This window comes from Dolichospermum heterosporum TAC447 (assembly GCF_024584745.1).
GTDB lineage: Bacteria > Cyanobacteriota > Cyanobacteriia > Cyanobacteriales > Nostocaceae > Dolichospermum > Dolichospermum heterosporum.
This window is the reverse complement of sequence record NZ_CP099464.1, coordinates 1274295-1288560: the sequence shown is the minus strand read 5'-3', so window position 1 is coordinate 1288560 and position 14266 is coordinate 1274295. Positions and strand designations below refer to the sequence as shown.

The window sequence follows — 14266 nt, the reverse complement described above, 5'->3', positions numbered from 1 at the left end:
CGACTTTCATTTATTCCCCCTTCACAAATTCCAAATATCCTTTACTCAGTTCTTCTACAGACAAATCATAAAATTGCTTACCGTGTTCTGGTGTTGCTAAATCTGGATTTGAACCCATACGACCATCTGGATAACGGGAACGAAAATCAACAGCACTATAAATTTTATGTCCACTAGCAACTTCTGGAGCAAGAAAAGCTTTTTTAATTGCTTCTGGATAAATATATTGGGTAACAGCTACTTCGCTAGGGGTAGCGTGAGAACCTTCTTGATTACCATATAGTTCTTTGGCAAGTTTGTACACAGAACCACCCATAAACCAATTACCAATTTGACATTGCACTTTTGCAGAATTGGGAATTTGTAAATCTTCTAAATGAGCGTAAGTTTCGGAAAAAGCAGCTTTGAGAGTGGCGATATTTCCCCCATGTCCATTAATAAAATAGAACTTGGTAAAACCAGCTTTTACTAAACAAGTCAAATAATCTTTTATTACTAAAATTAAAGTGCTAGGACGTAAACTAATTGTGCCAGGAAAGGCTGTATGATGTAATGCCATGCCTACATTAATTGTTGGTGCTACCATTGCTTCAGTTGCTTCACCAACACCTTTAGATATGGATTCTGCACAAATTGCATCAGTCCCAATTAATCCTGTTGGTCCATGTTGTTCTGTTGAACCAATGGGTAAAATAATTCCTTGAGATTGTTGTAGATAGGTTTCAACTTCCGGCCAAGTGCTTAAATGTAAGAGCATTTTTTTTAGAGGAGTCAGGAGTCAGGAGTCAGGAGTTCAGGAGGTAGAGAGGTAGGGGAGGTAGGGGAAGTAGGGGAAGTAGGGGGAGTAGGGGGAGTAGGGGAAGTAGGGGAAGTAGGGGGAATATTTCTTCCCAATGACAAATGACAACTGACAAAGGACAAATTACCCAACAATTTCCCACCAACCGAAAGCGGGACCGATAAAGCGGATGATTACCCAAGCAACAACCATAGATCCAATACCAATCCATGCACCACGAGTGGTGATAGCTACAAACTGTGATGCTTGGGTTTTTGTGATGGGAATCCAAGGTAATATTTTTGTAGTGTCTTGTCCGTAGTCTTCTGCGAGTGAGTTTTTACGGCGTTTTGCTTCACCCATAATTCAATAATTGAGTTTGTTTTTGAGTTTAATTTAAATTCTAATAGAAATTCGGCAGGGAAATTAATTAACCAGAATCATTATTAGCAGAAAACAGACTAGGATCGAGATAGTTCAAACGGGCTAGGGGACTAAGGGCAGAGAGGATTTGTACGCCGTAGCTGCGGTTAACGACACGACTATCGAGTAAAGCTACTATACCTTGATTTTCGCGGACGGGTGCGATCGCTCTTTGTAATTCATTCATGGCTGTGGGCAGTAAGTATAGCCGAAACCAGTCTTGGTGCGATCGCTTATAATGAGCTACTCTACCAGCTACCAAAGGATTTTCCAAGGATGGTAAAGGTAAAGTTGCAATAATTAACAATCTGGGTGATGGTAAAACACTTTGATTTTCCCGCCAAAATTCCCAACCAGTAATCAAAATCCCATTTTCATCCAAACAAGTTTTTTCCACCTGTACCCGTGAACCAAATTCCGAAGCCAAAATTGCTCCCACTCTGGCTTTTAGGGGTACATCTCCAATTAATATTACCGTCATTCCTGGTGCAGTTGCACTCAAACATACCAATGTGCGAACTTGATGAATTAAAGCTGGTTGAAATTCCGGTGTATTTGGTAAAGGTAACTTATAGGGAACATAAAGTTGAATTGCTTCCCCTTGACTATCGGCAGCAAATTTCAAGCAAGTAACATCTTCTAAACCCAAGCGTTGACGGAAAAGGGGTGCTTCCGTTTCTGGTTCTAAGGAACTACCAATTAATACTACAGGTTGACGTTGCCAAATTGGGGCGAGGATTTTACCCAATTCCAGGGGAGCATAATGTAAAGAAAATAATCCTTGACGACGGGAAATTGTCGCCCAAAATAAAGTAGGAGAAGAAGAATCTTCCAAATTGGGGAATTGTTGCCAAAATTTTCGCCAAGCATCGGGAAGATGATTTTTATCTAAAGCTAAATATAAATCTTGTAAAATATCAATTTCTGGCTGGGAAATCAGATAACAGTGATAGGGATTTTCGGGGTGCTGAAATAATTTATATGTTAGTTCCACCCTAACTTCCCGAATTAAATCCGCTTCATAAGGATAAGCCAGCATTAATTGATCCCAATCATGGGTTTCAATGCTTTGAGTCAGCCTAGAACGCACCCAATCTTCTAAATCGTCAACGCCATCAATAATTGTGGGAATATTCGCCGGAAATGGATTGTTATCAGCAAATTGTCCCTTCAACCAAGCTTCAGGAGAAGTCAACAGTAAACCCTGAAAATCAGGACTTGGCCAAAAGTCACCGGTTCTAATGGGTTTATTCGCTGGTAGCCACTGCTGGAGTCGGGGAATTTCTACCTTTAACAACCGTTGCTGGACAGTTTCCGAAGCGACAATAATTACAGAACCGTGCCACATTAAAGCAGAAGCGATAAAACTGGTGCGATATCGTCCTTGATGTCCACAAACTGCCCCTACCTGAATTAAAGCACTACGTCCTAATCGCAAAGCACGTGCTACCAACCTAGCCATTGTCAAATGATGATGCCAGGAAGGGAAACCTGCTTGCGATCGCAAGAAGTTATGTAATGATAAATGAACTTCAGCCTCAATCACGCGCTTTTAATTCCATAACAAGTTTTTTTCGTTGTCAGTTGTTCGTTATTTTATCTTTACCAATGACCAATGACCATTTATTTACCCATTCTCCTAAATTATGCCAACTTATCCAGGAATTTCCAGCGAAGCCTTCAGACATCCATTAGATAGTCAAGCAGAACAAGCTTTACGCAGTTTACCCGGCTTTGATTTAATCGCCCGTAAATTTGTAGAATTTGTTTATGAACGACCCCAACTTGTCTACTTAATGGGTAACTCCATTGAAGTCGGACCCCGCCAATATTCTACTATTTACCAGATATTCCGGGAATGTGTCCGAGATTTGGACATTAGCGGCGAACCAGGCTTGTTTATCGCTCAAAATGCCCAAGTTAATAGTTATGCTTTAGGACAAGAACACCCTTATATTGTCGTTAACACTGGGTTACTAGATTTACTTAATGAAGCCGAACTACGGACGGTCTTAGCTCATGAACTGGGACATATTAAATGTGGTCATACTATTTTAATTCAAATGGCGATGTGGGCGATGAATGCCGCTTCCGTCATTGGTGAATTAACCTTCGGTTTAGGTAATTTTGTCAGTCAAGCCTTGATTTATGCCTTTTTTGAGTGGCGACGCAAAGCTGAACTATCCGCAGATAGAGCGGCTTTATTAGTCATGGATGATTTAAACCCAGTCATGTCATCTATGATGAAACTCTCTGGAGGTAGTCATAAATATGCCCATGAATGTAGTTTACAAGAATTTATTCAGCAGTCAGAAAAATATCAAGCACTAGATGATGATGGGCTGAATCAAGTATATAAATTTCTGTTATACAATGGCGGACAAGGAATGATGCTGAGTCACCCTTTCCCAGTAGAGCGCTTGCACTATTTACGCAGTTGGGCAGTATCAGAAGAATATCAGCAAATCAAAAAAGGCAATTATCAACGTTCTGCTGACGGTTCAGTAGATGTTACACCAGAAACACCAGATCATGAAGCCGAAAAACTCAGAAAAGAAATTGAAAAATTACAAGCAGAAATTAACAAAATGAGAAAATCTGATTAGGTATTATAGGAATAATATTTGATTTCAAAAAGATTCGTATGGTGTGTTACTCTGTCGCCTAACGCACCATTATCTTAGAGTGGAAAATGCCCACAAAACATCATTTATTTACTCTCCACTATATTCCAAAAATAACCATCAGGAGCAACAAAAGAAAAACTCTTTTCTGCAAACTCATTAATAATAATTTCTGTAATTTGTTGGGCTGCACTTTCTCGGACTCTTTGCCAAAAAATCTCTATTCTCTGGACTTTGTAAGTATAAAGACACATTCCTAAACTTCCTGGTTGGGCATCTGTAAAACATGATGCCAACGTCATATTTTCTGGAAAGCGAATAATATAAAGTCTACCACTTCGCGCTGCCATAAAATCAGTTTGAGAAGAACAAGGATCATCAAAAGCCGTAACTATAAAATTTTCCCCTGGGTTCAGTGTAAAAAAATCTCTTCCTGCCAAAGATGATTCATAACTTGTTTCTACATCATCACGTACACGCAATAAACCTAAAACTTCTTCATAGAACTTGAGAATTTCCTTACTATCATCTTGGACAACTATACCTACATGAGTAAACTGACTAGTTTTTAAAGGTGCATGATCATTAATCTGTCCATAATTAGGAACATCATAACCAAAACGTTGAAATAAAACTTGCCGACTAAATGGTTGAAGTAATAGCATTTCGCGTACTCCCACCAACGGTTCTAAAAAAGGACGAATTTTTTGATCTTTGTTATAAATTACTTCCCAGTGAGTTTGAGTGTAAAGAATATTTTCACCAATTGATTTTGCTGCTTCCGCATGATTTAAAATGCCCAGTATATCAGTAGTTAAGGTAGTCCCCCAACGATTACCTTTTCTTTTCATAGAACTGATACCTAAACCCGCAGATGTAGGATTTTGCCAAATCATTAACCGAATTAATCCATGATCTGCATTTTGATGATAAAGTCGAATTGACTGTAAAAGTGAATTTACCCGATATAGTTGATAAGCTATAGTTGCGGTTAATTCTCCTATTTCTCCAATCCGATAACCAAATTGTTGCCAATATTGAATTGCGGAAATAGCATCTGGGACACCAATACAGACTTCATAGACACTGCTAATTGTTGTATTATTGGTTAAATTCATAATTTATTGAGGTAGGTAGAAAAATTTATGGTAAAGCGGAATAATTCGGTTAAATCCATATCTGCAAATGGAGGAAGTTATGAAGATAAGATAGCAGAAATTGAAACTATTATCACTCGCATTGAGGGAGGTGAATTAGAATTAGCCGATGTATTTACGGAATTTGCGACTGCGGTTGAGTATTTACAAGAATGTGATAGTTTTTTACAGCAGCGACAACAGCAAGTAAATTTGTTAATTGAAACTTTGCAAGATGATGACCAGTAAATAAACGGGAGACAACCGAAATATGCGAAAATAAGTAATTGGACAAAAATATTTACAGTCATTGCGAGCGAAGGGAAGCAATCACAACTCTTGGAATTGCTTCATTTCACTTCGTTCCATATGGCTAACGCCACGCAACGCTTACGCAATGACATTGTGTAATTAATTCTGTCTCACTACTTAAAATTATGGTGTATCTCTATTAATTACTGAATACACCTATGCAAAATTAAAAAATCCTAGTAATTATAACCTGAGAATTATTGATAAGTAATTACGTAAAACCTATATCCCGCAAGGAACTCAAGTTCCTTGCTAATAGCGAAAGTCATCTGAAGATGACTAAATACTTGGAAAATTTCTGAGTCCGTTTTAACGGACTTGAGCTATGAGACAGAGAATTTATTCTCTGGCGGGTGTAGAAACCAACAGATAAACCATTTTTAACTTAAGTTAACACCAATGAGCACTACTCAACCCTTACAAATCTATGTGTTTCGTAATCTTGTTAAGGTTCAAATCTTAGTCATCACGAATATGGCGGTTTTTAATTCAGTCAGGTACAAGAACCCCACCCCCAACCCCCTCCCCGCAAGCGAGGATGGGGCTATAATATACTCGATATGATGAGGAAATGCTAATTAATAACTAAATCCTACAAATCTTTCTGGGGAATTGGTTCATGAAACTCGATCATTAACTGCATGGTTTCTACAGCTAAATCACGTAAATCTCGATTGAGATATACAGCACCCTGAGAACCAAACCAACGGTCAAAAATTGCCACATATTTAGGGTTATCGTTGACAAATCCTTGCATAAATTTAACGAGGGAATAGTTCACTGAATTGAGGAATTTAGAGTTATTCTCAGGAACCATGCAAGCAATTCCTTCTCGTGAATAGGGACGAGGGGGTACTATCGCAAAACTATCTGGACTTTTTGCTGTTTGTAACCATCCTTCTAAAAGAATGCTATCGGATGCAAAAGCATCAATTTTACCCTGTTCCAAAGCCGCAAATCCTTCTGGTCTAGTCTTCAAATATACAATCTTGGATTGGGGTTGTATTTGCTTGATTGCTTGTTCATTAGTAGTTCCAGCTAACACACCCACACGCTTATTAATCAGGGATTCCGGTGAACCTAAATTAGTTTCCTTTTTAATTAAGATTTGAGTACCTGTGACACCATAACTAATTGAAAAATCAACTGTTTTATCTCGTTCCCAAGTAAAACTACTGGCATCACAGACAATATCAACTTGGCGGTTAATAATTTTGGGAATCCTTGCTGCTGGGGTAACTGCAACTAATTTAAGTGTAATTTTTTTGCCTAATTCTTTTTCTAATTGCTGTTGGATTAAAGTTAGCATATCCACAGAATAACCAGTCAATTTTCCTTGACTGTCGGAGTAGGCAAATGGTAAAGCGTCTTTGCTCGTACCAGCAGTTAATACTCCTGTCCGTGCTACCTTTTCCATTACTGTTTCTGCCTTAGCAATACCGGGCATTAATCCTGATAATATCAAACCAAATATCACAGGGGCAATATTTTTATATATCTTCGACACAGTGAAAGTAGGTAAATGGGAGAGATTTATTTTGGTACTTACAAACATATTAATCTTGGGGAATCCATAGAATCAAAATGAATAAATTATCTCTATCAATTACCAAGTCAGCAGTTATGGAAATGATTCTTCACATTAGACCCTGTACAGAATCATCAAATCAATTAATTTATCTGCGTTTATCTGCGTTTATCTGCGGTCAATTATTATTGTCAGGACTTTACAGCCACAGAGGAACTTTTGACAATTGAGGGTATAACTGGTAACTATACTGTAAATTCGGAAGACGTAAAAAAAGAGATATTGCAACTGCAAGAAAATATTTTCCAAATTTTTCACAAATATTGTCGCGTATCAAATCTGCCGATGGTGAGACTGTCAGAGAAATTATCAAATCTACGCCAATACGGTAAAAATAGAGGATGCGATCGCCCTTTTCCAGCAGTCTTTAGAAATTGAAGAAAGCATTGGGGATATCCAAACTAAAGCCATGACATTATCGTGGTTAGGGTATATTGGGTGCTACCCCTACATCTTATATTCTGATATTAGTCAAAGAAAAATCAGGAAAATTCTGTATTCATAACCTTGCACAAAACTATAAAGTTATCTTTGCCAGTGACAATTATGAATATGAGCGATTACCCTGATTTATCTAGGTTTTATAGGCAATTAGGATATTATAAAAATAGCGTAAAAGGTGAATCAGATGGTTGTCACAATTTCTCAAGCTGAAAAAAATCCAGTTGGAGCTTTGCTATCAAATCTAACATGGGAAACTCTGGAAAAATTAGATGGGGACTTGGCAGGAACTGGAGCGCAATTAACTTATTTAGATGGGTGTTTAGAAATTATGGCTCCTTTATCTGATGCTCATGAAGAACCTAAAAATACTTTAGGTCAACTTTTAGAGATTTATATGCGGGTGAAAAATATTCGTTTTTATGGACGTGGTAGTACGACAATCGGGACAAAAGAATTAGGCGCGCGCAAAGAACCAGATGAGTCTTATTGTTTGGGTATACGCAAACCAGTTCCAGACTTGGCAATTGAGGTAATAGTTACCAGTGGTGGAATTGATACCCTAGAAATTTATCGTCGAGTCGGAGTATCAGAGGTTTGGTTTTGGCAAGATGGTGTAATTTCGGTTTATTGTTTGCGTTCTACAGGATATGACTTAGTAACTAAGAGTGAATTATTACCAGAATTAGATTTGCGTTCACTAGAGTTTTATTCTCGAATGGCAGATCAATATGATGCAGTGAATGCTTTTATGCAATTGTTAATATAGAAAACTGGCTATAACAAAATATTAATCAATCCATGACCAAAAAAGTAGATATTGGTAGTAAACGCTGAATAAGTTGCGAGAAAATGAACAGTTAATGGATTTAGAACCATTATTATCATTTTTTGCATCCTTTGTCCTAGAAATACCAATACAATAGTTCAACAAATCATGAGGTGGGATATGACAGTATTAAGAGAATCACCCTGGTATAACGAAATCCTCAAACAAGGTTTACAACAAGGTGAAGCTAATTTAATTATTCGTCAATTATCAAAGCGGTTTGGTAATCTAGATCCAGCAATTGCATCACAAATTCGCCAGTTATAAATTTCACAATTAGAAACATGAGGAGAAAGTATTTTTGATTTTTCTGCTATGGCTGATTTACAAACCTGGTTACAACAAAATATTGATTAAGTCATTGAAAGAGACATTTTAGGAAATGTCTCCCTTTTTTGGAAATATCTAATCAACTTTAAACCTAGCTAATAATTCTTCACGGGAAAAATTAAGTAATAACTGAGTTCTTTCTGTGGGAGAAAGTTCCATTAACTGACTGATAATAGCAGATAACTCCTCATCTAAATTACCAAAACGCACCGCTAACAAACTCTCGACCATCAAACGTTGTCCGTCTTTTTGTCCTTCCTGTCTTCCTTCCTGTCTTCCTTCTTCAAGTCCCTCTTGTTTCCATTCTTCCCGTTGTTTTAGATATGCTGGTGATAAACTCATAATTAACTCCCTTACTTCTTCATCATTAACATCACTATTCAATTCTAGATTTTTCTGCCAAGATGCAAAAATTTCCATTAATCTATCCCATTTATCATTCTCTTTTGACAGTTCAACTACTTCGCTGATAGCTTCATTTTGAATTCTACCTTTTCCTAATACCCTTAACCATAGTGTATCCTCTGTCATGGGTAACTGGTTAATAGCCACAATAGCTGCTTTCTGGTATTTTGGCAGAAAATAAACTCCTTTTTCCCATTCCTCCTTTGCTTTTGCTCCAAACCCTTCCAGGATTCTTTCTGAACAGGTGGGTGTTAAAATCCATAGAAAGGGTAATTCTTCTTCAGAGATAGAACGTTTTTCTCTTTTTGCTTGTCTTAACAATTCACCCTGAACGCTATACAATTTTAACAAACAACTTCTAATTTCTACCTCGTTAGGTGCATTGCGGTAAGGTTCAAATAGACAACTTGTAACCGCCATTCTTCCTAATAATCCTACTTCTGAATTTTTAGGTAATGTTGTTGTTGGCTCAAAGGAAACATCTATTTCCTGAACTTCGCTTTTTACATCTTTGCTGATTGTGACATTACCTAAAGGTTTTAATAATTCTTCTAGGTATTCTTTAGCCAGTTGGTCGTGCAGTTGTCGTGTCATCATTCCCCGCTGGGTTGTCAGCTTGACTATTCTGGTATTTATTTTAAGATGGTTCTTCCTCGTCAAATCTATTGTAGCAAATTTCAAATCAATTGTCAAGCATCTAAATACTGTTTTGCGCGAAAAATCAAAGGTTAATTAACCACTAAATTCGTCAATTCTGCGCTAAGTGCCAAAACAGCATACACTTTTTGTGAATTAACCTTACAAAAGGAGTTGACTGTGACTAAGTTCTTATTCGTAACCGATTTAGATCATACCTTCGTAGGGGATGATCAGGCATTATTGCAGTTGAGCGATCGCTTGCAAAGTCATCGTCAACAACATGGGACAAAGATAGTCTACTCTACAGGGCGATCGCCTATTCTTTACCGCGAACTTCAACAGGAACAAAATCTCTTTTCCCCAGATGCCTTAGTTCTATCTGTGGGTACGGAAATCTATTTAGATGGTAGTAATAATTCCGACGCAGAATGGTCAAACATTCTTTCTCAAGGCTGGGATAGGCAAAAAATCCTATCTATTACCGAAGAATTCCTAGAATTAGAGCTACAACCAGATACGGAACAACGTCCTTTCAAGGTCAGTTTTTTCCTAAAAGCAGAATTGTCGGGAATCTTACCACAACTTGAAGCGGAGTTGCAAAAAACTCAACTAAATGTAAAGTTAATCTATAGTAGTGAAATTGACCTTGACATTTTACCCCATACCAGCGATAAAGGTCAAGCAATGCAGTTTTTACGACAGAAGTGGAAATTTGCAGCCGAGCAGACTGTTGTTTGTGGCGATTCGGGTAATGATATTGCTTTATTCGCTGTTGGTAGGGAACGGGGAATCATTGTCGGGAATGCTCGTCCAGAGTTACTCCAATGGTATCATCAGCATCCTGCGGACTACCGTTACCTCGCCCAAAACCGTTGTGCTGCTGGGATTATGGAAGGTTTAAAATATTTTGGTTTTCTAGAATGATTAGCTATCTTAAAGGTATTGTCGCCGGTGTCCAAGCCATTACTCCTAATCGCGTCATCTTGACCTTAGAAGTCAATGGCACAGGTTACGATTTACAAATTCCCCAACGTCTGGCTAACCAGTTAACCTCAACTGGGGATGTGATCCAAATCTTTACCCATTACCAGATTCGGGAAGAAGTACCCATGCTTTACGGTTTTTCTTCTCCTTCCGAACGGGATTTATTTCGCCATTTGCTCAGTGTTAGCGGTATTGGTGCAGCATTAGCGATCGCTCTCTTGGATACAATGGAATTACCAGAGTTAGTCCAAGCTATTATCGCTGCTAACGTCCAAATGCTAATTCAAGCCCCTGGAGTGGGCAAGAAAACCGCTGAACGCATCTGTTTAGAACTCAAGAGTAAACTAATCGAATGGCGCAAATCAGCGGGCTTCTTTGTGGCTACAGGCGGACCTGCACCAGGAATTTTAGAAGAAGTGCAAATGACTCTTTTCGCCTTGGGATATACTGCCCGTGAGGTTAGTAACGCCCTGCACGTAGTTAGCGAAGATATTGGTTTACCCAAAAATGCCTATGTGGAGGATTGGATTAGACAAGCGATCGCTTATCTTAGCAGTAGTGAAGTAGAGTGTTCATAATTCATCATGAATAATAATCCTTATGCTTGGATAAATGAATCTTTAGCCACTATTCATCGGGCTGACTGGTATCGTTCCGTGCAACCGATTCACAGCCAACCCGGTGCAACTGTGGTATTATCTGGGCAAGAGGTTATTAACTTTGCCAGTAATGATTACTTAGGACTAGCAGGAGATGAACGCTTAAAAATAGCTGCTATTACTGCTATTCAACAATTCGGCACTGGTAGTACAGGTTCTAGATTACTCAGTGGGCATCGAGAAATACATAGAGAATTAGAACAGGGAATAGCATTTACCAAACAAACCGAAGACGCATTAGTATTTAGTTCTGGTTATTTAGCAAATTTAGGGACAATTGCGGCCATAGTCGGCAAAAGAGACTTAATTTTCTCTGATCAATATAACCATTCTAGCTTAAAAAAGGGAGCGATTCTCAGCGGTGCAACTGTCATGGAATATCCGCACGGTGGTACTGCAGTACTGCAAGAAAAGTTATGGGAACACAGGAAAAATTTTCGCCGCTGTTTGATCATCACTGATAGCGTCTTTAGCATGGATGGTGATTTATGTCCATTACCCCAACTGCTAGATTTAGCCGAAGAATTTAGTAGTATGCTACTTCTCGATGAAGCTCATGCTACGGGAGTCATGGGAAAAACTGGGGCTGGATGTGTAGAACATTTTGGCTGTACAGGTAGAGAATTAATTCAAATTGGCACATTAAGTAAAGCCTTGGGGAGTTTGGGTGGATATGTCGCCGGAAGTGGCTCTCTAATTGACTTTTTACGCAATCGCGCCCCCAGTTGGATTTATACTACAGCCCTTTCTCCCGCAGATACAGCCGCCGCAATAGCCGCCATTAAAATTGTCCAAGAAGAACCGGAAAGGCGATCGCAACTTTGGCAAAATGTCAATTATTTAAAACAATTAATTGCAGAGAATTTACCTAATTTAAAGTTATTACCCACAGAATCGCCGATATTATGTTTTCAATTGCCTAGTGCAGCCGCCGCATTAACAGCCGGAAAGCATTTGCGAACATCGGGAATTTTTGCCCCGGCTATTCGTCCCCCCACTGTTAACACCAGTCGCATTAGAATATCTGTAATGGCTACCCATGAGTTAGGACATATTGAGAAATTGGTAGAAGTGATCAAAAGCATAGTATGAATTTACCTTTAGAAGTTATTTTGAGTTTAGTTCTAGAAATTTTGATAGGTTTATGGCTAATTTGGCAAGCTATAAAAATTAACTCTAATACTGACATATTTCAGATAGTAGTTAATTGGCTTAGGAATAGACCTATAATTTTACCTTCGTTAGTTTTTTTGATGTTTCCATTTTTAGCTCCTCATATTATTCAGGATTTATTGACAGTCACTAATGTAGTTATTAATAACTCAAGTGTTAATAATATGTACATTAGTGATAAAGTTCTTGAGAAAATATTATATATTTTAGCTACAGTTACAAGCTTTCTAATTGGAAATAGCCTTTTAGAAGGCTTTAAAAATAATCAAGGGAAAAGAAAGGTAGCAAAGATAATTATTGCAAGTATGGAAAGTCACTTAGATAATTTAGAAGAAATTCTGAAATATCTAAATGAGAAATTATCTGAATCACTCATGAACAGAATTAATAATAAAGTTAATCAAATAAGAAAAAATTATATATATGAATCTGCTCTTAAAGAAGTTGGGATTTTGACAAGCAAACATATAGATATAATTTCCAAATCTTCAATATCATTAAATTATATAATTGATGAAACTCCACGAGTATATGATCTTCAAAATAAAAGCGAAGATGCAAAATCTAAAAAATATGTAAGGATGGGTATTGAAGAAATATTTATAAACATCAAATTAGATATTATGGTTCTCAGTAGAGAAATACTTCAAGATAATGAAAAATTTAATACCTATAGGGAAAAAGTCAAAGATGTATATAGTCAAATGAAAATACACATTAATGAGTCTTGTGTTTTAGATGAGCATGAACAAAGAACCAGCAATATTCATTATTCATCCCAAAATATGGAAGGAATACTAGAAAGAATCGAAACATTATTTGATGGGTATAGCTTATTAACAGAGCTTAATGATTCTTATAATAAAAAGAAAATAGAATTTGAAAGGAAACGAAATATTGATTTCTTTTAGGTGATAAATGAAAGTTATTAAAATATTTACTTTTGTACAAGTGTTATATTTTACAGTCTAAAAGTCTTGATGCGAGAGAATAGATACTAACTCCACTATACCTCGCTAAATGCTCCTACCAAAATTCGCAACAATTCACACACATAATAAAAACAATCAACAGTAAGTGAGCTTCTGGTGCTGTTATATCAAAAGTAATATAGCCATTCTCCAGTTACGGAGCAGCACACACAACCCGAAAACCGTAGTCTTTGTGAATGTAGTCCGCATTGTCTAAGCTGCGAAAAGCAGAGCGGCAAATGTCAGAACTGTGAAACCAAGAACCACCGCGCATAATACGTAATTTACTGTCCTGTTCAATCCAAGCACTACCATTAATAGGCGCAGTTATATAATTTGAATGAAAACTATCTTCACACCACTCCCATACATTCCCGTGCATATCATATAAACCGAAAGTATTTGCGGGGAACTTTCCTACATCTGTGGTTTTTCTATACTTACTATTATTATAAGTATTTACTAAATCGGTGGTAATGGTATCACCGAAGTAATAGGGAGTTGTAGTTCCGGCTCTACAAGCATATTCCCATTCAGCTTCGCTGGGTAAGCGATATACTTTACCTGTAGTTTTACTTAGTCTAGAACAAAATTCCTGTGCGTCAAGCCATGAAACTTGTTCAACGGGAAGATTTGCACCTCTAAAGTATGAAGGTTTGGGGTTTAAATTAATCTTCACTTTTGGTAAAACTGCTACCCTTTCCCATTGTGCTTGAGTAACAGGGTATTTCCCCATGTAGAATGGTGGAACTGTAACTTGATGTTGGGGTTTTTCAAGATTGAGTTCTTCTCCTTGTGGTGAACCCATGAGGAATGTTCCCGCTGGTATTGCTATCATTTCCAAAACTACACCATTTCCTAGATTTTCGTTTAGCTTAGGAGAAATTGGTGGTTTTGATGGTGGAGAAATAATTTTTGGTGTAACTGTTTGTACAGGAATAGCAGAAACTGATAATTTTGATTGTGTTGGAAAT

At 37.6% G+C, this 14266-nt stretch carries 15 protein-coding genes and 2 pseudogenes; 10 read left to right on the top strand and 7 right to left on the bottom strand.

The features are described from left to right. Window positions 1-10: 10 nt before the first annotated feature. From NG743_RS05785 to NG743_RS05775, 3 genes are all read right to left on the bottom strand, one after another. Window positions 11-757, bottom strand: a complete 747-nt coding sequence (locus tag NG743_RS05785) for a creatininase family protein (RefSeq protein WP_257121669.1) — start codon at window positions 755-757, stop codon at window positions 11-13. 165 nt (window positions 758-922) lie between these two features. Beyond that, window positions 923-1141 carry a DUF2839 domain-containing protein gene (locus tag NG743_RS05780; protein WP_027404469.1) on the bottom strand — a complete coding sequence of 73 codons (219 nt, stop codon included), beginning with the start codon at window positions 1139-1141 and terminating at the stop codon, window positions 923-925. Window positions 1142-1208: 67 nt separating this feature from the next. After that, complete coding sequence (locus NG743_RS05775) at window positions 1209-2747, bottom strand: helicase C-terminal domain-containing protein (RefSeq protein ID WP_027404470.1); 1539 nt, start codon at window positions 2745-2747, stop codon at window positions 1209-1211. Between the two features lie 100 nt (window positions 2748-2847). On the opposite strand from NG743_RS05775, the gene NG743_RS05770 reads away from it, so the two are divergent. Continuing rightward, a complete protein-coding gene (locus tag NG743_RS05770; RefSeq protein WP_027404471.1) occupies window positions 2848-3807 on the top strand; it encodes a M48 family metallopeptidase in 960 nt (319 codons plus the stop codon). Between the two features lie 104 nt (window positions 3808-3911). On the opposite strand, the gene NG743_RS05765 is transcribed toward NG743_RS05770, so the two are convergent. After that, window positions 3912-4943 carry a VOC family protein gene (locus NG743_RS05765; RefSeq protein ID WP_193964280.1) on the bottom strand — a complete coding sequence of 344 codons (1032 nt, stop codon included), beginning with the start codon at window positions 4941-4943 and terminating at the stop codon, window positions 3912-3914. Between the two features lie 27 nt (window positions 4944-4970). On the opposite strand from NG743_RS05765, the gene xseB reads away from it, so the two are divergent. After that, window positions 4971-5210 carry an exodeoxyribonuclease VII small subunit gene (xseB, locus tag NG743_RS05760; protein ID WP_027404473.1) on the top strand — a complete coding sequence of 80 codons (240 nt, stop codon included), beginning with the start codon at window positions 4971-4973 and terminating at the stop codon, window positions 5208-5210. A 655-nt stretch (window positions 5211-5865) separates the two neighbouring features. Here the strand turns inward: xseB and NG743_RS05755 are convergent. Further along, entirely contained in the window at window positions 5866-6771 is a 906-nt protein-coding gene (locus tag NG743_RS05755) for an amino acid ABC transporter substrate-binding protein (protein WP_503366674.1), read from the bottom strand. Window positions 6772-6857: 86 nt separating this feature from the next. On the opposite strand from NG743_RS05755, the gene NG743_RS05750 reads away from it, so the two are divergent. The 4 genes and pseudogenes from NG743_RS05750 to NG743_RS05735 form a co-directional block, all read left to right on the top strand. Further along, a complete protein-coding gene (locus NG743_RS05750) occupies window positions 6858-7031 on the top strand; it encodes a hypothetical protein (RefSeq protein WP_160170656.1) in 174 nt (57 codons plus the stop codon). Then, on the top strand, window positions 7021-7239 hold the full coding sequence (locus NG743_RS05745; protein WP_152540511.1) for a hypothetical protein: 219 nt from the start codon (window positions 7021-7023) through the stop codon (window positions 7237-7239). Before NG743_RS05750 ends, NG743_RS05745 begins: the two co-directional genes overlap by 11 nt. 250 nt (window positions 7240-7489) lie before the next feature. Continuing rightward, the gene (locus NG743_RS05740; RefSeq protein WP_027404475.1) at window positions 7490-8071 is read left to right on the top strand and encodes a Uma2 family endonuclease; all 582 of its coding nucleotides are present in this window, start codon (window positions 7490-7492) and stop codon (window positions 8069-8071) included. Window positions 8072-8135: 64 nt separating this feature from the next. Next, a pseudogene (locus NG743_RS05735) lies at window positions 8136-8362 on the top strand (DUF4351 domain-containing protein); the annotation flags it as partial. A gap of 174 nt (window positions 8363-8536) precedes the next feature. Here NG743_RS05735 and NG743_RS05730 read toward each other — a convergent pair. Further along, window positions 8537-9460: an RpnC/YadD family protein gene (locus NG743_RS05730; protein ID WP_257122124.1), complete on the bottom strand. Its 924-nt coding sequence runs from the start codon at window positions 9458-9460 to the stop codon at window positions 8537-8539. Between the two features lie 222 nt (window positions 9461-9682). Here NG743_RS05730 and NG743_RS05725 point away from each other — a divergent pair, with 222 nt between their 5' ends. Genes NG743_RS05725 through NG743_RS05710 form a run of 4 tightly spaced genes read left to right on the top strand, consistent with a single transcriptional unit; the run spans window position 9683 to window position 13232 of the window. Then, a complete protein-coding gene (locus NG743_RS05725; protein WP_193963558.1) occupies window positions 9683-10429 on the top strand; it encodes a sucrose-phosphate phosphatase in 747 nt (248 codons plus the stop codon). After that, on the top strand, window positions 10426-11067 hold the full coding sequence (gene ruvA, locus NG743_RS05720; protein WP_193963557.1) for a Holliday junction branch migration protein RuvA: 642 nt from the start codon (window positions 10426-10428) through the stop codon (window positions 11065-11067). The genes NG743_RS05725 and ruvA overlap by 4 nt, the downstream gene beginning before the upstream one ends. A gap of 6 nt (window positions 11068-11073) precedes the next feature. Beyond that, window positions 11074-12240 (top strand): 8-amino-7-oxononanoate synthase, encoded by a 1167-nt coding sequence (gene bioF, locus NG743_RS05715; RefSeq protein ID WP_257121668.1) that lies wholly within the window; start codon window positions 11074-11076, stop codon window positions 12238-12240. Next, entirely contained in the window at window positions 12237-13232 is a 996-nt protein-coding gene (locus tag NG743_RS05710; RefSeq protein WP_257121667.1) for a DUF4158 domain-containing protein, read from the top strand. The genes bioF and NG743_RS05710 overlap by 4 nt, the downstream gene beginning before the upstream one ends. 214 nt (window positions 13233-13446) lie before the next feature. On the opposite strand, the pseudogene NG743_RS05705 reads toward NG743_RS05710, so the two are convergent. Beyond that, window positions 13447-14160 (bottom strand): annotated as a pseudogene (locus NG743_RS05705) (formylglycine-generating enzyme family protein); the annotation flags it as partial. Between the last annotated feature and the right edge of the window lie 106 nt (window positions 14161-14266).

Bases quoted from the DNA above. Each gene is read 5' to 3' on its own strand.
- NG743_RS05750 (WP_160170656.1), top strand. From the start codon at position 6,858: ATGAATAAATTATCTCTATCAATTACCAAGTCAGCAGTTATGGAAATG.
- NG743_RS05740 (WP_027404475.1), top strand. From the start codon at position 7,490: ATGGTTGTCACAATTTCTCAAGCTGAAAAAAATCCAGTTGGAGCTTTG.
- NG743_RS05730 (WP_257122124.1), bottom strand. From the start codon at position 9,460: ATGACACGACAACTGCACGACCAACTGGCTAAAGAATACCTAGAAGAA.
- NG743_RS05710 (WP_257121667.1), top strand. From the start codon at position 12,237: ATGAATTTACCTTTAGAAGTTATTTTGAGTTTAGTTCTAGAAATTTTG.
- NG743_RS05780 (WP_027404469.1), bottom strand. From the start codon at position 1,141: ATGGGTGAAGCAAAACGCCGTAAAAACTCACTCGCAGAAGACTACGGA.
- NG743_RS05765 (WP_193964280.1), bottom strand. From the start codon at position 4,943: ATGAATTTAACCAATAATACAACAATTAGCAGTGTCTATGAAGTCTGT.
- bioF (WP_257121668.1), top strand. From the start codon at position 11,074: ATGAATAATAATCCTTATGCTTGGATAAATGAATCTTTAGCCACTATT.
- xseB (WP_027404473.1), top strand. From the start codon at position 4,971: ATGGTAAAGCGGAATAATTCGGTTAAATCCATATCTGCAAATGGAGGA.
- NG743_RS05770 (WP_027404471.1), top strand. From the start codon at position 2,848: ATGCCAACTTATCCAGGAATTTCCAGCGAAGCCTTCAGACATCCATTA.
- NG743_RS05785 (WP_257121669.1), bottom strand. From the start codon at position 757: ATGCTCTTACATTTAAGCACTTGGCCGGAAGTTGAAACCTATCTACAA.
- ruvA (WP_193963557.1), top strand. From the start codon at position 10,426: ATGATTAGCTATCTTAAAGGTATTGTCGCCGGTGTCCAAGCCATTACT.